The sequence below is a fragment of the Burkholderia sp. MBR-1 genome, from assembly GCF_013822785.1.
In the GTDB taxonomy this organism is placed as follows: domain Bacteria; phylum Pseudomonadota; class Gammaproteobacteria; order Burkholderiales; family Burkholderiaceae; genus Burkholderia; species Burkholderia vietnamiensis.
The window spans coordinates 1,047,734-1,065,442 of sequence record NZ_CP053610.1; the positions used below are offsets into that span (position 1 = coordinate 1,047,734).

At 66.8% G+C, this 17,709-nt stretch carries 17 protein-coding genes; 12 read left to right on the forward strand and 5 right to left on the reverse strand.

All coding sequences use genetic code 11. The features are described from left to right. Nucleotides 1-5 precede the first annotated feature (5 nt). From MBR110_RS19400 to MBR110_RS19410, 3 genes are all read left to right on the forward strand, one after another. Nucleotides 6-926, forward strand: coding sequence for a bestrophin family protein (locus MBR110_RS19400; protein WP_011882381.1), 921 nt, complete (start codon nt 6-8; stop codon nt 924-926). A 202-nt stretch (nt 927-1,128) separates the two neighbouring features. Next, nucleotides 1,129-1,461, forward strand: a complete 333-nt coding sequence (locus tag MBR110_RS19405) for a hypothetical protein (protein ID WP_011882382.1) — start codon at nt 1,129-1,131, stop codon at nt 1,459-1,461. A 103-nt stretch (nt 1,462-1,564) separates the two neighbouring features. Next, a complete protein-coding gene (locus tag MBR110_RS19410; protein WP_011882383.1) occupies nt 1,565-3,154 on the forward strand; it encodes an ABC transporter substrate-binding protein in 1,590 nt (529 codons plus the stop codon). A 228-nt stretch (nt 3,155-3,382) separates the two neighbouring features. Here MBR110_RS19410 and MBR110_RS19415 read toward each other — a convergent pair whose 3' ends face one another. The 4 genes from MBR110_RS19415 to MBR110_RS19430 form a co-directional block, all read right to left on the reverse strand. Beyond that, nucleotides 3,383-4,660, reverse strand: a complete 1,278-nt coding sequence (locus tag MBR110_RS19415; protein WP_045577914.1) for an Nramp family divalent metal transporter — start codon at nt 4,658-4,660, stop codon at nt 3,383-3,385. Between the two features lie 94 nt (nt 4,661-4,754). Continuing rightward, entirely contained in the window at nt 4,755-6,011 is a 1,257-nt protein-coding gene (locus tag MBR110_RS19420; RefSeq protein ID WP_181709508.1) for an oxalate decarboxylase family bicupin, read from the reverse strand. 319 nt (nt 6,012-6,330) lie between these two features. Then, on the reverse strand, nt 6,331-7,665 hold the full coding sequence (locus MBR110_RS19425) for a type II toxin-antitoxin system HipA family toxin (protein ID WP_011882386.1): 1,335 nt from the start codon (nt 7,663-7,665) through the stop codon (nt 6,331-6,333). 3 nt (nt 7,666-7,668) lie between these two features. After that, nucleotides 7,669-7,917, reverse strand: a complete 249-nt coding sequence (locus tag MBR110_RS19430; RefSeq protein WP_011882387.1) for a helix-turn-helix domain-containing protein — start codon at nt 7,915-7,917, stop codon at nt 7,669-7,671. Nucleotides 7,918-8,172: 255 nt separating this feature from the next. Between MBR110_RS19430 and sapR the strand changes: the two genes are divergently transcribed. From sapR to MBR110_RS19470, 8 genes are all read left to right on the forward strand, one after another. Then, nucleotides 8,173-9,060, forward strand: coding sequence for a sap1 transcriptional regulator SapR (sapR, locus tag MBR110_RS19435; protein ID WP_059459397.1), 888 nt, complete (start codon nt 8,173-8,175; stop codon nt 9,058-9,060). A gap of 16 nt (nt 9,061-9,076) precedes the next feature. Next, nucleotides 9,077-9,640, forward strand: a complete 564-nt coding sequence (ddpX, locus tag MBR110_RS19440; RefSeq protein WP_046426370.1) for a D-alanyl-D-alanine dipeptidase — start codon at nt 9,077-9,079, stop codon at nt 9,638-9,640. A 73-nt stretch (nt 9,641-9,713) separates the two neighbouring features. Continuing rightward, nucleotides 9,714-11,315 carry an ABC transporter substrate-binding protein gene (locus MBR110_RS19445; RefSeq protein ID WP_181709491.1) on the forward strand — a complete coding sequence of 534 codons (1,602 nt, stop codon included), beginning with the start codon at nt 9,714-9,716 and terminating at the stop codon, nt 11,313-11,315. Nucleotides 11,316-11,325: 10 nt separating this feature from the next. Further along, on the forward strand, nt 11,326-12,396 hold the full coding sequence (locus MBR110_RS19450; protein WP_014724756.1) for an ABC transporter permease: 1,071 nt from the start codon (nt 11,326-11,328) through the stop codon (nt 12,394-12,396). 66 nt (nt 12,397-12,462) lie between these two features. Continuing rightward, nucleotides 12,463-13,377 carry a nickel transporter permease gene (nikC, locus tag MBR110_RS19455; RefSeq protein ID WP_011882392.1) on the forward strand — a complete coding sequence of 305 codons (915 nt, stop codon included), beginning with the start codon at nt 12,463-12,465 and terminating at the stop codon, nt 13,375-13,377. A 1-nt stretch (nt 13,378) separates the two neighbouring features. Then, the gene (locus MBR110_RS19460; RefSeq protein WP_059669038.1) at nt 13,379-14,293 is read left to right on the forward strand and encodes an ABC transporter ATP-binding protein; all 915 of its coding nucleotides are present in this window, start codon (nt 13,379-13,381) and stop codon (nt 14,291-14,293) included. Next, nucleotides 14,290-15,051, forward strand: a complete 762-nt coding sequence (locus MBR110_RS19465) for an ABC transporter ATP-binding protein (protein ID WP_014724754.1) — start codon at nt 14,290-14,292, stop codon at nt 15,049-15,051. Before MBR110_RS19460 ends, MBR110_RS19465 begins: the two co-directional genes overlap by 4 nt. Nucleotides 15,052-15,188: 137 nt before the next feature. Further along, complete coding sequence (locus MBR110_RS19470; RefSeq protein WP_011882395.1) at nt 15,189-15,443, forward strand: GlsB/YeaQ/YmgE family stress response membrane protein; 255 nt, start codon at nt 15,189-15,191, stop codon at nt 15,441-15,443. A 147-nt stretch (nt 15,444-15,590) separates the two neighbouring features. Here the strand turns inward: MBR110_RS19470 and MBR110_RS19475 are convergent, their stop codons facing one another. Beyond that, a complete protein-coding gene (locus MBR110_RS19475; protein WP_059894064.1) occupies nt 15,591-16,487 on the reverse strand; it encodes a LysR family transcriptional regulator in 897 nt (298 codons plus the stop codon). 117 nt (nt 16,488-16,604) lie between these two features. Here MBR110_RS19475 and MBR110_RS19480 point away from each other — a divergent pair, with 117 nt between their 5' ends. After that, nucleotides 16,605-17,540, forward strand: coding sequence for an NmrA family NAD(P)-binding protein (locus MBR110_RS19480; protein WP_045577910.1), 936 nt, complete (start codon nt 16,605-16,607; stop codon nt 17,538-17,540). Nucleotides 17,541-17,709 lie beyond the last annotated feature (169 nt).

A 17,709-nucleotide genomic window follows, 5' to 3' on the forward strand; every position in this document is an offset into this window, starting at 1 on the left:
CCGCGATGATCATTCGCCCGCGCGAACACTGGCTGCGGATGCTGCTCGTCTGGAACGGCTCGGTGCTGCCGACGATCCTGCCGCAACTGGTGCTGACGCTCGCGATCAGCCTCGTCGCGGTGTGGGGCGGCGGCCGCGTGCTCGGCGAGAAGGTGCCGCTGAATCCGACGCCGTTCACGCTGATCGGCCTCACGCTCGCGATCTTCGCCGGGTTCCGCAACAACGCGAGCTACGAACGCTACCGCGAAGGGCGGCAACTGTGGGGCGGCATGCTGACCGCCACGCGCACACTGGTGTCGCAGGCGCTCTGCTACGGCGCGATCGGCGACGACGCGGCCGCGCGCCGCGCGTTCGTGCACAAGGTCGTCGCGTTCGTCTATGCGCTCAAGCATCAGCTGCGCGGCACCGATCCGGCGGCCGACCTGCGTGCGCGGCTCGACGACGAGGCCTGCGCGCGCATCGCCGCCGCGCGCTTCGCGCCGGTCGCGCTCGTCCATGAACTGCGCGGCGCGTTCGGCGCACGCGCGGACGCGGGCAAGCTCGCCGAGACGCGGCTGTGGATGCTCGATGCGCGGCTCGACGAACTGGTGGCGATGGTGAGCGGCTGCGAGCGCATCGCGTCGACGCCGATCCCGTTCTCCTACGACGTGCTGCTGCACCGGACCATCTATGCGTACTGCGCGCTGCTGCCGTTCGGTCTGGTCGACTCGATCGGCGCGGCGACGCCGTTCGTCACCGTGTTCGTCGCCTATACGCTGATCGCGCTCGACGCGATCGCTCATGCGATCGCCGAGCCGTTCGGCGACGGCCCGAACCATCTGGCACTCGATGCGATCGCGCGCACGATCGAGCGCTCGTTGCTCGAGCTGAATCAGGAGCCGCTGCCGGACGAGCTGACGCCAGGGCCGTCGTATCGGCTCACGTGATGTGATGCGGCCGCGCCGGTTGTATCGAATCGTTTCAGCAGTCAACTCGCGTCGTATGCCGCAGGTATACTCCGACGTCAATCCAGCCGCCTGCCGTGTCGACCGTCACCGTCGGCGCGATGCCGGCGGTTTCGTCGCGAAGCCGCCCGTTTCGCGTCCCCCGCTCGCCGGCCCCGACACGACCTGCACGACGATCCCGACCATGAAACGATTCCTGCTGCTCCTTCCCGCCGCCCTGCTCGCCGCCTGCGGCTCCGCGCCGTCGTCCGACTCCGCTTCGTCCGGCTCGGCGCCGATGATCTACGTGTCGTCGGCGCGCCCGGCCTATGCGATCGCGAGCTGCCTCGACAACCGCCTGTCCGACACCGAGCGGTCGCAGCACAACGGCGTGACCGACATCACCGTCGGGTCGCGCTCCTACTTCGTCACGCTGACGCCGTCGGCCAACGGCTCGGTGATCAAGGTCGTGCGCGGCTCGGGCAGCGAGCCGGCGGAGGAAGCGATGCGCTTCGCGATCGCGCGCTGCGCGATCTGAGCGCCGCGCGGGCGGCAAGCGTCCGCCCGCACCGCCGAATATTTTCATCCGGGCCGGCGTCGATGAGAGAATCGCACCACGATTGCCTTTCCACGGAGCCCGCATGAAGCATCTGCTGTCCCGCCTGTTCGTCAGCGCCGCGCTCGTCGCACTCGTTCCGGCGTTGCCGGCGCAGGCCGCGACGCCGCCCGGCATCTTCGTCGTCGCCACCCAGCTCGGCGAATTCACGACGCTCGATCCGAGCGAAATCTACGAGCTGGTGCCGTCCGAGTACGTCGCGAACACCTACGAGCGGCTCGTGCGGGTCGACCTGAAGGACCCGACGCGCTTCGACGGGCAAATCGCGCAATCGTGGACGGTCGGCGCCGACGGCGTGACCTACACGTTCAAGCTGCGGCCCGGCGTCGCGTTCCATTCGGGCAACCCGGTCAGCGCCGACGACGTCGCGTGGTCGCTGCAACGCACGGTGCTGCTCGACAAGGGCCCGGCCGGCGTGCTCGCCGATCTCGGCCTGACGAAGGCGAACGTGATGCAGAAGGTGCGCGCGGTCGATCCGCAAACCTTCGTGCTCGAAACCGACCGCAAATACGCACCGAGCTTCGTGCTGAACGTGCTCAGCGCGTGCCCGGCGTCGGTGCTCGACAAGAAGCTGCTGATGTCGCATCAGCAGGGCAACGACTTCGGCAGCGGCTGGCTGAGGACCAACGACGCGGGCTCCGGGCCGTACCAGCTCGTCAAGTGGACGCCGAACGAGAGCATCGTGCTGCAGCGTTTCGACAAGTACCGCACGCCGTATCCGATGAAGCGCATCGTGCTGCGCCACGTGCCGGAGGCGTCCGCGCAGCGGCTGCTGCTCGAAAACGGCGACGTCGACGCCGCGCGCAACCTGAGCCCCGACAGCCTCGCCGCATTGAGCAAGGCCGGCAAGATCCGGATCGCATCGTGGCCGGTGTCCGCGCTGCTGTACGTGAGCCTGAACACGAAGAACCCGAACCTCGCGAAGCCCGACGTGCAGCAGGCGATGAAGTGGCTCGTCGATTACGACGGCATTCAGCGCAACATCGTCAGCACCACCTACAAGGTCCATCAGACTTTCCTGCCGGAAGGCTTCCTCGGCACGCTGAAATCGAATCCGTACAAGCTCGACGTCGCGAAGGCGAAGGCGCTGCTCGCGAAGGCCGGATTGCCGAACGGCTTCGACGTGACGATGGACATGCCGAACGATTACCCGTACATCGAGATCGCGCAGGCGCTGCAGGCGAATTTCGCGCAAGCAGGCATCCGCGTGAAGCTGATCCCCGGCGACGCGAAGCAGGCGATCGGCAAGTACCGCGCACGCCAGCACGACATCTTCATCGGCGAATGGTCGCCCGACTACATGGACCCGAACAGCAACGCGCGCGGCTTCGCGTGGAATCCGGACAACTCGGACCAGTCGAAGACGAAGATGCTTGCGTGGCGCAACAGCTGGGACATCCCGCAGCTCACGAAGGACACGGAGGCCGCGCTGGTGGAGCCGTCGCCGGCGAAGCGCGCGCAGCGCTACGAAGCGCTGCAGAAGGCGGTGCTCGCGAACTCCCCGTTCATCATCATGTTCGAGAAGGTCGTGCAGGTCGCGACGCGTCCCGGCACGACGGGGCCGGAGATCGGGCCGATCAACGACCTCGTGTCGTACCGGACGCTCGCGAAGTAATCGTCGCCGCCGGCGCGGCCACGTCGCCGCGCGGGTAATCGTCGCGCGGCGCGCGGCGGCGATCTTCAACGACCGGCATCGCGCGGATACCACGCCGGGTACGCGTTGCGGGACGAGCACACGCTATGCGTAGCGATCGACGACAACGACCGCGCGTGGTGCGAAACGCGCGTGCCGTGCCCGCGCAGCGCCGGACCTGCAGCAGCAAGCTGCCCGCCCGTATCGCGTTCAATTGAATGCCGCCCATACCAGGTACGCGTTCAGCCCGACGATCACGACCGTCGCCGCGCCGGCGACGATCCGCAGCGGCATCCGCATCGCGTAAGCGCCCATCACGTCGGTGCGCGCCGACAGCATCAGCAGCGCGATCATCGGCATCGGCAGCACGAAGCTCAGTACGACCTGACTGACCACCATCGCGCGCGTGACGTCGCAGCCGAGCGCGACCACCACGAACGCGGGGGCGATCGTCACCGCGCGCCGCAGCCAGATCGACATGCGGCGGCGGATGAAGCCCTGCATCACGACCTGCCCGGCCATCGTGCCGACCACCGAGCTCGACACACCGGAGGTCAGCAGCGCGACGAGAAACAGCGCGCCGGCCGCCGGCCCGAGCACCGGGATCAGCGTGTGATAGGCGTCGCCGATGTCGGTCATGCCCGGCGCGGTCGCGTGAAACGCCGACGACGCCATCATCACCATCGCGAGATTCACGAACCCGGCGAGCCCCAGCGCGATCACGACCTCGCGGTTCGAGAAGCGCACGAGCCGCCGCCGCTCTGCGTCGTTGCGCGGCGCTGCGCGATCCTGCGTGAGCCCCGAATGCAGATACAGCGTGTGCGGCATGATCGTCGCGCCGATGATGCCGACTGCGATCGTCAGCGCCGCATGGTCCGGAATCTGCGGGACCACCAGATGGAACGCGGCTGCCTGCCAGTTCTGCGGCGCGATCAGCAGTTCGCCGAGATAGCACGCGCCGATCACGCCGACCAGCGCCGCGATCGCGGCCTCCAGCGGCCGGAAACCGCGTTTTTCGAGCGCCAGGATCGCGCAGGTTGCGAACGCGGTCGCGATCATCCCCGCGAACAGCGACAGGTGGCACAACAGCCCGAACGCGAGCGCGCCGCCGAGGAATTCGGCGAGATCGGTCGCCATCGCGGCGATCTCCGACGCGATCCACATGCCCCACACGACGGGCGCCGGGAAGCGCGCGCGGCACAGCTCGGCGAGATTGCGGCCGGTCACGATGCCGAGCTTCGCCGACATCGCCTGGAACAGCATCGCGATCGCGTTCGCGGCCAGCACGACCCAGAGCAGCCGGTAGCCGTACGCGGCGCCGGCCTGGATGTTGGTCGCGAAGTTGCCAGGGTCCATGTAGCCGATCGACGCGATCACGGCCGGGCCGACGAACGGCAGCAGCGCGGCGCGCGCCGCGCCGTCGCTGGGCTGGGCGGACCGGCCGTTCAGCGCGAAGCCGCCGGCGGTTTTGCTCGGGACAGGAATCATGGTGAGTATTCCGTTCGAATGAAGTGGACCGATTCGGGGTTCGGCCCGCCAAGCCAGCAAGCCGCATGCCGGCCACGGCAGGACGCTGGCGGCGTTACAGCGGCACGACGTCGGGACGATTGCGCGGGAACTGCGCGATCACGTCCGGCGCGATGTTCAGGTGCGCTTCGACGAGCTGCGGCGGCGTGTGCGCGAGCCAGTCGGACAACGACACCTCCGCATAGCGGTCGGCCTTGAAGATCTCGAGGAACACGAGGTCGGTGCGGCCGGTGTTCTGCACGTAGTGACCGAGGCTCTTCTTCACATAGCCGACGTCGCCCGCGCGGAAGTCGGCCGTCTGCGCCTTCGGCCCCGTGTCGAACACGGTCATCCGCGCTTCGCCCTGCAGGTAGTACTGCCATTCGTCGGCGTTCGGGTGCCAGTGCAGCTCGCGCATGCCGCCCGGGTGCACGGTGACGAGCGCCGCCGCGACGGTCGTCGACACGTTGAAGTTGGTGCTGTCCGCGATCCGCACTTCGCCGCCGCGCGTCTTCCTGACCGGCTTCATGTCGCCGAGCGAAAACACGAACGGATGCGGCGGCGCACCGGCCGACGCGGCCGACGCGCGCTGCGCGTCCGCGAGCGGGCCCGGTTCGTCGCCCTGGAAGATCCACAGGTTGTCGAGCGGCACGTTTTTGAACGCGTCGGCCGGCACGCCGAAATTCAGCGCGAGCACGTCGGGCGGCGTATGCGCGATCCAGTCGGTCAGCAACAGCGTGTTGAATTCCGACGCGCGACCGTTATCGAAGGCGAGCAGGAATTCGGCGCCGTCGCTGCCGAGGCCCTGCAGCGAATGCGGCAGGCCGGGCGGGAAATACCACAGATCGCCGGTCTTGACGTCCTGCACCGACGGCCGTCCGAGCTCGTCGAGCACCGTGATCCGGCAACGGCCGTCGAGCATGATGGCCCACTCGGCCTGCTGGTGCCAGTGCATCTCGCGAATGCCGCCGCGCGTCAGCCGCATATTGACGCCTGAAATGGTTTCGGAAATCGCGAAATCGTCCTGCGTCACTTCGCGCGCCCATCCGCCATTCTGAATGCGTTTATGGGCATTATTGAAAGACGCCCAGAATGACGGCATCCCGTTGATATCGGTGGCCGGCGGATCCTGAAAAGACGGGAATTGATTGGCGATGGCCGGATTTTTAGGCCCCGGGTCGGACAGGCTCTGGCGGTTGCGGGCATTCACCGCGCCTTCCGGCGGGCTGTCCGGGTTACCGAACGAAGCGGCCTTCGCCGTTACCGCAATGCCCGCGGCGGCAATTGCGCCGGCCGTACTCGTCAACATTCTGCGTCGAGAAAGATTCGTCATGATTTCCTCTTCATTTTTACATTCGAGAGAATTCCCATTACGGAATACCGGCCGTTTTCGAATCATCTAAAATCGAACGTCCCGTGACGCAAATTAAATCCATATTCATCTAAAAATTAAATGAATTATTAAGCTGAATTAATGAATAAAACTGATCGACTTTAATTTTGTAATTATTGCGATGCAGCAGCGGATGAATGTCGAGGAGAGGAGAAGAGAGCGGGATGCGCGCCGCGCGATGGCGGCTCGATGCCATCGACGGGAACGCGAAAGTGCGGATGCGCCGGCTTTCAGCTGCCGAGTCCGGGCGGCGGCCGGGTCACTCCCGCGGCAGGTCGGCAAGTCGTTGCGCAGCGAAGCGCAATCCGCCGAGGATGCGTTCGGCGATCCGCGCCGGAAACCCGGCCGGCAGCGCCGCGCCGACCGATTCGATCACGTGCGGCGTCATCGCTACGAGTCGTTCGACGATCGGCGTGGCGATATCGCCGAGCAGGCAATACTCCGCCATCGCAGTGAAGTGCCGACGCGTGATGTCGCGCATCGCGTAGTGCTTGCGCTTGCCGTGCACGGCCATCGCGAGCTTCGCCTTGTGCCACGACCACTGGTTCGCGCCGTCCCCCTCCACCGGCCAGATCGACATCACGTCGTAGAGCGGCGTCAGCCGGAAGCGGCCGCCCGGCAGCAGGCGCAGGCTGAAGTTCTTTGCATGCCCGTCCGGCGCGGCGAGCATCCAGAACACCACCAGCGCGGTAAACAGCGTGTCGAGGTCGGCCTGCGCCGTTTCCGACCGGCGCAGGATGCCGGCCAGCTCGGGCACGCCGGGGCCGCCCTGCGATTCGTATTTCAGATGCGGCGGCACGCCGAGCGCCTGGCAAAAATCCTCTTGCGGCAAGCGCAACAGCCATCCGCCGTCACGATGCAGCGCGCGATCGAAGCGCGCGACCGACAGCACCTTGTGTGCGCCGAAACGCAGGATATCGGCATGCGCCGTCGGCAGGCCGAACGCGCGCAGGATCGCAAGGCACAGCCACTCGTTTTCGACGGATGTCGTCAGATCCGCACGCTTGTTGCCGACCAGCCCGAGCGGCAACTTGAGGATATGCGTGGTCGGCGTCGAGCCATGCGGACGCATCCAGCGCCCGTCGTGAAACAGCAGCGCGGTCTTTTCCTGCGCGCCGGCCAGCGACAGGCGAAAGTCGTCGTCGTCCTGCGCACCGCCCGCCGCCCCGCTCGCCTGATCGAGCACGCGCGCCACGTCGTCGTCGGACAACGGCGTACCGTCGATCCGGTCATGGCCGGTCGGCGTTTCATCCTCGCCGAGCAACTGCACCGCGCCGACGCAGTCCCGGCCGAGTGCGGCGAGCAGATCGAACGGCTCGGTCGTCGCCGTGCCGAACCGCGACGCAAGCCGGCGCCGGATCGCGTCGCTGTCGGGCAGCAGATTGTCGAAGTAGTGATTCACGCGCTCGCCGCGCAACGGCGCAGGACCGATGCCGAACGGCAGCGACAGCGACAGCGGGCGGCCGGCATCCGACTGTTTCCAGCCGGCGTCGTACAGCAGTTCCATGTCGCCGCGCGGGGGAATCCGCCAGATTCCGACCCGCACGCCATTGGCCCAGATCGATAGCGCGCGGCTGTGCGATTTGCGTCCCATCGATTACCACTCGACGTCGGCAGCGTCGCGCCCGTCCTTCGTGCGGATGCTGAGCTCGAGACCGTACAGCGCGGTCAGTTCGAGCAACTGCTTGAGCGACAGGCTTTCGGTGCGGATCGTTTCCAGCGACGACAGGCGCGATTGGCCGACGCCGATGCGTGCCGCCGCCTCGGCTTGCGTCAGCCCCTTGGCCTGACGCGCGGACGACAGGATTTCGCCCAGTTGAGCAGGGGTATTGACGATGAGATTCACGGCGGGCGTCCTGGATGCAATCTATGCAGTATATCTCTGACAGGCATAAACGTAAATTATCTCTGATAGACATAAACACAAAATATTCCTGACAGGAATATTTCCGCCGTACAGCGCGTTGCTGCCGGCCCTTGCGCGCACGCCAATTCCCTATCGCCTCTCGTCAGACCATAGTTTTTATTCGCTGGCGCAGATGATTTTGGCTTTGTCAGATAGATGACACCGAATCGTCAAATGACAACTATCTAACAGCCGATGACCTGCACGTTCGCCCACACCGTCGAAGCGCACTTTGCCGAGCTGACGCCGACCGCGAAACGCATCGCCAGCTACATGCTCGCGAACCTCGACCGGCTCGGCCTCGAAACCGCCGACCAGATCGCGCAGCAGACCGGCACCAGCGGCATCTCGGTCGGGCGCTTCCTGCGCAGCATCGGCTACCGGAACCTCGACGACCTGAAACGCGAACTGCGCGGCGGCGGCGATCGCCCGTGGATGATCACCGACCGCCTCGACGAATACCGCCGCGCCGCCGCCGCGCCTGCGACCGCCGACGCGCGCGACGGCGATCGCAGCGGCAGCCCGCTCGCCGCATCGCTCGAGCGCGAGCTCGACGCGATCCGCCACGTGTACCGGCTTGCCGAAGAACCGGTGTTCGCGCAGGTCGCGGACCGCATCGCCGACGCCGACGCGGTGTTCATCCTCGGCATCCAGTCGACGCGCGGCATCAGCAACGCATTCAGCAGCTACCTCGAATACCTGCGCCCGCGCGTGTTCTATTCCGACGGCCAGTCGGGCTCGTACGTCGATTCGCTGAACTCGGAATTCGAGCGGCCGTACTGCATCGTCACCGACACGCGCGCGTATTCGCGCAGCGCGCGCCGCTATTGCCAGGCAGCCGCCGAGCGCGGCCAGCCGTTCGCGCTGGTCACCGACCTGTATTGCCCGTGGGCGCGCGAATGGCCGGCCGACCTGCTGCAGGTGAAGACCGACGTCGGCCAGTTCTGGGATTCGCTCGCGCCGCTCACCTGCCTGTTCAACCTGCTGATCACCGCGGTGGTCGATCGCCTCGGTCCGGCGATCGACCGGCGCGTCGCGCGCAACCGCGAGTTGCAGCGCACCTTCGACCAATTCGAATCCTGAGCGAACCGGACCGCCGATGAACCCTCACCGCCTCGTCGAAATCACCCCCGCCACGCATCGCGTCGAGATCGATCTCGTCTACGCGAGCGCGCGCAACCTGACCGGCAAGCCGATCTACCGCCACGCGCACTGCCTGCTGCTCGAACCGGCGGAAGCCGCGCTGCGTCGCGCGATCGACGTCGCCGCGCAGGCCGGCTTCACGCTGCGCATCTACGACGCGTATCGGCCGCCGCAGGCGCAGCAGGTGCTGTGGGATTTCCTGCCCGATCCGAACTTCGTCGCCGACCTCGGCCGCGGCTCGAACCACAGCCGCGGCACCGCGCTCGACCTGACGCTGGTCGGCGCGGACGGCGCGCCGCTCGACATGGGCACCGGCTTCGACGAGATGGTGGCCGCGTCGGGCCACTTCCATGCGGGGCTGCCCGAGCACGTGCAGCGCAACCGGCTGCTGCTGCTCGGCGTGATGCACGCGGCCGGCTTCGCGCATATCGACAGCGAGTGGTGGCATTACGAATTGCCCGGCTCACGCGCGTTGCCGCAGATCGACAACGCCGCGAGCGGCCCGTGGCGACTGATGTAGCGGCGAGGCACGCCGCCGTTTCGATGCACGTGCAACGACTTCAACGACTTCAACGAAAGATGGAGAAGCGCCCATGAAACTCCCGATCTCCCGGCTCGTCGCGGCGCTCGCCGCCGCGTCCGTTCTCGCCGCCGTTCCGCTTCGCGCCGCGCACGCGGCCACGCCGAAGGACATGTTCGTGATGGCGACGCTGCTCGACGAATTCACGACGCTCGACCCCGGCGAGATCTACGAGCTGGTGCCCGAGGAATACGTGGCGAACACCTACGATCGCCTCGTGCGAGTCGACCTGCGCGACCCGTCGAAATTCAACGGCGACGTCGCGCAATCGTGGACGGTCAGCGCCGACGGGCTGACCTATACGTTCAAGCTGCGCACGGGCCTGAAGTTCCACTCGGGCAATCCGCTGACCGCCGACGACGTCGCGTGGTCGATCCAGCGCACGGTGCTGCTCGACAAGGGGCCGGCGGCCGTGCTCACCGGCATCGGCCTCACGAAGGCGAACGTCGCGGCGAACGTGAAGAAGCTCGACGACCAGACGGTGTCGATCACGACCGACCAGAAGTACGCGCCGACCTTCGTGCTGAACGTGCTCGGCTCGTGGCCCGCATCGGTGCTCGACCGCAAGCTGCTGCTGTCGCACCAGCAGGGCAACGACTTCGGCAACGCGTGGCTGAAGACCAACGAGGCCGGCTCCGGCGCATACCGGCTCGTCAAGTGGACGGCTGGCGACAGCATCGTGCTGCAACGCTTCGACGGCTACCGGCTGCCGCTCGCGATGAAGCGCATCGTGCTGCGCCACGTGCCGGAAGCGGCAAGCCAGCGCCTGCTGCTGGAGAACGGCGACGTCGATGCGGCGCGCGACCTGAGCCCCGACGATCTCGCGTCGGTCGTGAAGTCGGGCAAGGCGAAGGTCGCGGCCTCGCCGCAGGCGACGCTGCTGTATCTGGGCCTGAACACGAAGAACCCGACGCTCGCGAAGCCGGAGGTGCAGGAAGCGCTGAAATGGCTGGTCGACTATTCCGGCATCCAGGCCAACGTCGTCAAGACGACCTACAAGGTGCACCAGACCTTCCTGCCGGAAGGCTTCCTCGGCACGCTGAATTCGAACCCGTACAAGCTCGACGTCGCGAAGGCGAAGGCGCTGCTCGCGAAGGCCGGCGTGCCGAACGGCTTCTCGGTGACGATGGACGTGCGCAACGACTATCCGTACACCGAGATCGCGCAGGCCGTGCAGGCCAACTTCGCGCAGGCGGGCGTCAAGGTGCAGCTGATTCCGGGCGACAACAAGCAGACGCTCGCGAAGTACCGCGCACGCCAGCACGACATCTACATCGGCGAATGGTCGGCCGACTACATCGATCCGCACAGCAACGCGCAGGGTTTCGCCTGGAACCCCGACAACTCCGACAAGTCGAGCTATAAAATGCTCGCCTGGCGCAACAGCTGGGACATTCCTCAACTGACGAAGGACACCGACGCCGCGCTCGCCGAACCCACTGCCGCGCAACGCGCGCAGCGCTATCGGGCGATGCAGAAGGCGATGCTCGCGCGCTCGCCGTTCGTGATCATGTTCGAGAAGGTCGCGCAGGTCGCGACGCGGCCGGGCGTGAGCGGGCTCGAAGTCGGGCCGATCAACGATCTCGTGTCGTACCGTAACCTGAAGAAGCAATAACACTCGCCGCATGTCGACTCCCGTCTCCTCCCTCGAAGCGCTGCGCACGCTGCCCGCGCGGCGCCCGGCCGTACGCTGGGCGCTGCGCGTGCTGCGCTGGGCGCTCACGCTCGCCGTCACGTTCGCGGGGCTGCTCGCGCTGACGTTCGTGATCGGGCGCAAGGTGCCGATCGACCCCGTGCTCGCGATCCTCGGCGATCGCGCGTCGGCCGACGCTTACGCGGCCGAGCGCATCGCGCTCGGCCTCGACAAGCCGCTCGCGACGCAGTTCCTGATCTACGTGCGCGACGTGCTGCACGGCAATCTCGGGATCTCGCTGCTGACGTCGAACCCCGTGCTCGACGACATCCGCCGCGTGTTCCCCGCGACGCTCGAGCTCGCGACCATCGCGACGTTGATCGGCATCGCGCTCGGCGTGCCGCTCGGCGTCGTGGCCGCGGTCCGGCACAACCGGCCGGTCGACCACATCGCGCGCTTCGTCGGGTTGATCGGCAACTCGGTGCCGGTGTTCTGGCTCGGGCTGATGGGGCTGCTGCTGTTCTATGCGCGGCTGCACTGGGTGGCCGGCCCCGGCCGGCTCGATCCCGTGTACGACGGCATGGTCGACCCGCGCACCGGCAGCCTGCTGATCGACTCGGCGCTCGCGGGCGAATGGGACGTGTTCCGCAACGCGGTGTCGCACATCGCGCTGCCGGCCGCGATCCTCGGCTATTACTCGGTCGCGTATCTGAGCCGGATGACGCGCTCGTTCATGCTCGACCAGCTGAGCCAGGAATACATCGTCACCGCGCGCGCGAAGGGTCTGTCGGAGCGGCGCGTGATCTGGCGGCACGCGTTCGGCAACATCGCGGTGCCGCTGCTCACCGTGATCGCGCTGACCTACAGCAACCTGCTCGAGGGCTCGGTGCTGACCGAGATCGTGTTCGCGTGGCCGGGCCTCGGCTCGTACCTGACCGGCGCGCTGCTGAATGCCGACATGAGCGCGGTGCTCGGCGCGACGCTCGTGATCGGCGCGATGTTCATCACCGTCAACCTGCTGACCGACGCGCTGTATCGCGTGTTCGATCCGCGTGCGCGCTGAGGGCCGCTTCGCCATGACCGCTTCCTGCTGCGCTGCCCTTCCCTTCCTGCCGAAGATCGTCCGCCCATGAACATCGAGCGTCCCACGCTGCGTGCCTGGCTTCTTTCCGACGCCCCCGCGTCGCGTTCGCAGGCCGCGTTCGGCCTCGCGTACCGTCGCTGGCGCCGCTTCGCCACCAATCCGCTGAACCTGTTCGGGCTCGCGATCCTGGTCGCGCTGATCGCGGTCGCGATCGTCGGGCCGCTGATCATGCCGCACGATCCGCTGCGTCAGGTGCTGTCCGACCGGCTGCTGCCGCCCGGCTCGCCATCGCACTGGCTCGGCACCGACCAGCTCGGCCGGGACATCCTGTCGCGGCTGATCGGCGGCTCGCGCATCACGCTCGGCATCGCGCTGCTGGTGGTCGTGATCGTGGTGCCGATCGGCCTGCTGATCGGCACCACGGCCGGCTATTGCGGCGGCTTCGTCGACAGCGTGCTGATGCGCATCACCGACATCGCGCTCGCGTTCCCGAAGATCGTGCTCGCGCTCGCGTTCGCGGCCGCGCTCGGGCCCGGCGTGATCAACGCGGTGGTCGCGATTTCGATCACCGCGTGGCCCGCATACGCGCGGCTCGCGCGCGCCGAGACGATCCGCATCGCGCAGGCCGACTACATTCATGCGGCGCGACTGCAAGGCGCGTCGGGGCCGCGCATCCTGCTGCGCTACATCGTCCCGCTGTGCATGTCGTCGGTGATCGTGCGCGCGACGCTCGACATGGCCGGCATCATCCTGACGGTCGCGGGCCTCGGCTTCCTCGGCCTCGGCGCGCAGCCGCCGAGCCCCGAATGGGGCTTCATGGTCGCGTCGGGCCGCAACGTGCTGCTCGACGCGTGGTGGGTCGCGACGCTGCCCGGCGCGGCGATCCTGCTGGTGAGCCTAGCGTTCAACCTGCTCGGCGACGGGCTGCGCGACGTCTTCGATCCGCGTCATGGAGCGTGACATGCAAGCGAATTCCACTGAAACGGCCGCGCCGCTTTGCGAGATCGACGGGCTGAAGATCGGCTTTCGCGGGCACGACGGCGTCGTGTCCGACGCGGTGCGCGACCTGTCGCTGACGCTCGCGCCCGGCGAGCGGCTCGGCATCGTCGGCGAATCGGGCTCCGGCAAATCGCTGACCGGCCGCGCGCTGCTCGGGCTGCTGCCGGACGCCGCGCGCTGGTCGGCGCGCACCATGCGCTTCGCCGGCCGCGACCTGCTCGCGATGACGCCCGGCGAGCGCCGTCGGCTGTGCGGCAGCCAGATGGGGATGATCCTGCAGGATCCGAAGTATTCGCTGAACCCGGTGATGACCGTCGCGAAGCAGATGGCCGAAGCGTTCCGGCGGCACGAGCCGGGGCTGCGCGGCCGCGCGTTGCGCGAGCGGATCATCGACGCGCTCGCGGCCGTGCAGATCCGCGATCCGGCCCGCGTCGCCGATGCGTATCCGCACGAGCTGTCGGGCGGGATGGGCCAGCGCGTGATGATCGCGATGATGGTGTCGACCGGCCCGCGGCTGCTGATCGCCGACGAGCCGACCTCGGCGCTCGACGTCGCGGTGTCGATGCAGGTGCTCGCGGTGCTCGACGCGATGATCGCGCAGCACGGCACGGGGCTGATGTTCATCAGCCACGACCTGCCGCTCGTGATGTCGTTCTGCGATCGCGTCGCGGTGATGTATGCGGGCCGCGTGGTCGAAACCTGCGCGGCGCGCGACCTGCGCGATGCGACGCATCCCTATACGCGCGGGCTGCTCGCGGCGAATCCGCCGCTCGTGAACCCGCCCGACGAACTCCCCGTGCTGCGGCGCGATCCTGCGTGGCTCGAGGCCGCGCCGCCCGCAAGCATGCCGATGCAACCACCGGAGGCCACACGATGATCGACGTCGACCACGTCTCGATCCGCTTTCCCACTCGCACGGGCCACGTCGATGCGGTGCGCGACGCGAGCTTCGCGGTCCGCGACGGCGAGGTGTTCGGGCTCGTCGGTGAATCGGGCTCCGGCAAGTCGACGCTGCTGCGCGCGCTGACCGGCCTCGTCCCGCTCGCCGGCGGCAGCCTGTCGATCGACGGCCGGGCCGTCGGCGGCACGCCGGATCGCGCCTCGCGCCGCCACGTGCAGATGGTGTTCCAGGATCCGTACGCATCGCTGCATCCGCGCTTCACGGTCGATCAGACGCTGCGCGAGCCGCTGTCGATCCACCGGATCGACGACGCCGATGCACGCATTGCGCGGGCGCTGTCGGAGGTCGGACTCGGGCCGACGTTCCGCTTCCGCTATCCGCACCAGCTGTCGGGCGGGCAGCGCCAGCGCGTCGCGATCGCGCGCGCGCTGATCGTCGAGCCGCGCGTGCTGCTGCTCGACGAGCCGACCTCCGCGCTCGACGTGTCGGTGCAGGCCGAGATCCTGAACCTGCTGCGCCGCCTGCATCGCGAACGCAAGCTGACGATGATCGTCGTGAGCCACAATCTCGCGGTGATCGGTTTTCTGTGTCAGCGCGTCGCGGTGATGCAGCACGGCCAGATCGTCGAGCAGTTGCGGATCGAGGACGTGCGTGCCGGACAGGTCGCGCGCGACTACACGCGCACGCTGCTGCGCGCGACCGAAGGGTATCGCCGTCTCGATCCGGTGGCCTGACACGCGCGCGACGCATGGGCGTGCAATGCTCGGCACCCCGCGCGCCGGTGCATCGGTGTGCCGAGCAATGGAACCTGCGCAGCGCGCGCTGGTCCATTGCTGTTCGTCAACAACTCAATGGCAACAGGGAGGCGTTCATGCTGCAATTCATCGAAACGCTGGTGGTCGGGCTCATCGTCGGCCTGCTCGCGCGCGCATTCAAACCCGGCGACGACAAGATGGGCATCCTGATGACCATCGTACTCGGCGTCGTCGGTTCGCTCATCGCGGGCTATGTCGGCCGCGCCGCCGGCTGGTATGCGCCCGGCCAGGGCGCGGGCTGGATCGCGTCGATCGTCGGCGCGATCGTGCTGCTCGTGATCGTCGGGGCCGTACGCAAGCGCGCGGGCTGAGCGAAGCTGCGGTAGCACGAGGCGGCCGCCCGGAATGGGCGGCCGTTTTTTTGGGTTCTTCGTGGAGTGCAGAAGAGGCACGTCGGTGATCGGCCAGTTCAATTGCCTGTATCGATTGCCTGGCGCTCGCCTGGTACACCCCAGCCGCTAGACGCGCGAGGACGTTAGCCCGACTGTCTCGAGGTGACCAACAAGGGCATCGATGAAAACGCGGACCTTTGCCGACATACTGCGGTGAGTCGGATACAGCGCGTGAAGCTCGATGGGTTCTCGTCTCAATGACGGAAGCACCCGCACCAAGGTACCTGCCCTCAAGGCGGGAGCAGCGAGGTAGCTTGGAAGAAAACCAATCCCGCCCCCGCCTTCAAGCACGATCTTCTGCGCAGCCGCATCAGGAATAATTGCGCTACCACGCGGCCGTATGGTCAATTCCGCCTGGCCATCCTGAAACACCCAGCTCGTGGGCGCCTCTCGAACGACGAGCCGATGTCCATGAAGCTCGCTTGCCGCCATCGGCGCGCCCGACCGCGACAGGTAGGATGGACTTGCGCACAGCCACAATTCGACCGGCGGCAGCCTGCGTGCGACGAGCGACGAGTCGGGAAGTGTACCGACGCGCACCGCTACGTCGATACCTTCGCGCGCGATGTCGACGTAGTTCGAGTCCGTCGTCAGCTCGACGGTGAGCGCCGGATAGCGGTCGAGAAACTCGGGCAGCATGGGCGCAACGAGTCCGTGTGCGAACGATTGCGTCGTGTTGATGCGTAGCAGCCCGCGCGGTTCCCCCGCGTAGCCATCGATGATCGCCTGCGCTTCCTGCAGGTCGTGAACTGCCCGCGACGCGTAGGGCAGCAGCAGTTTTCCCGCATCGGTCAGCCGGAAGTGTCGGGTGGACCGGTCGAAGAGCGCCGATCCAATCTCCGTCTCCAACCGGACGAGTGCCCGGCTTACGGACGATTTGGGCGACTTCAGCGTGCGTGCCGTGCCTGAAAGGCTTCCGCTATCGGCTAAGCGAAGAAATATGATGAGGTCGGCCTGGTCCATTTCGTGTCGTTTTCCGGAACGCGGAGTCTCGATTCAGCCATCTTATATTCAAATTCGGCACGACCTAGACTTCTCCTCGGCGCCGTCCACCGAGCGTCGTGACGAACCGAGGGAGTCATGGACAATACACACACGAGCTGTTTGGTCGTCGGCGCCGCCGGCAATCTTGGGCACCGAATCATCGATGCGTTACTTCGCACGCGACCCGCCGGTGAGATCCGCGCGGGAGTGCGCGGCGGTTCAGCAGGTAAACACGGCAATCGTGCAAGGCAGTGGCTTGCGAACGGCGTAACCGTCGTCAATACCGACCTGGACGACCCGCTCAGCCTCGAGCAAGCCTGTGCCGGCGTCGATACCGTTATTTCGGCAGTTCAGGGTGGCCCCGACATCATCGTCGATGGCCAGGCCCGTTTGCTCGAGGCAGCGCTCGCGGCAGGCGTCCGGCGATTGGTCCCGTCGGACTTCTCCGAGAACCTGTTCTCGATTCCGGAAGGCATCAACCCTTACCTCGACATGCGGCGGACCTTCGATCGCAAGGTCGCGCCGAGCGGCATCGGCCACACCCACATCCTGAACGGTGGCTTCATGGAGGCCGTGTTCTCCAACCCCGGCCTGATCGACGCCAAAGCGGGCACGATCGCTTACTGGGGCGACGACGAGGTGCCCCTCGATTTCACGTCCATGAACGACGTTGCAGCCTGGACCGTGGCTGCCGTCGAGGATCCGGCGGCGGCTAACAGGATAGTGTCCGTGGCAGGCGACTGCCGCACCATTGCCCAGATCGCAGCGGACTATGCAGCAGCGACCGGCAAGGAGCTTCATCGGGTGCGTCGAGGCTCGATCGCGGACGGCTATGCCGAGCTGCGGCGAATGGCGAAGGCCGGTGCTCATCCGATGGCAATGCTGCCGCTCCAGTATCTGCTGCCGATGATGTCGGGCGAAGGCACCTTGCGCGACATCGCAAATGACCAATATCCGACCGTGCGGCCGACATCGCTCCTGGACTTCATGAAACGTCACTACGAAGGCGCACGCACGAAATTCGACAGCTAAACTTGCAAGTTAGACTGTCGTGATTTATGCTTTTCGCACGGCCGCGCTCGGGAGCGCCGCCTTGCGCTGGAAGGTGCCGCCTCTGACCTGACGTTGGCGGTCGGCCAGTTTTCTTGCACCGGTCGTGGTTCATCGATTCCGGCGAACCGAATCTGTCGCGCTCCAGCGG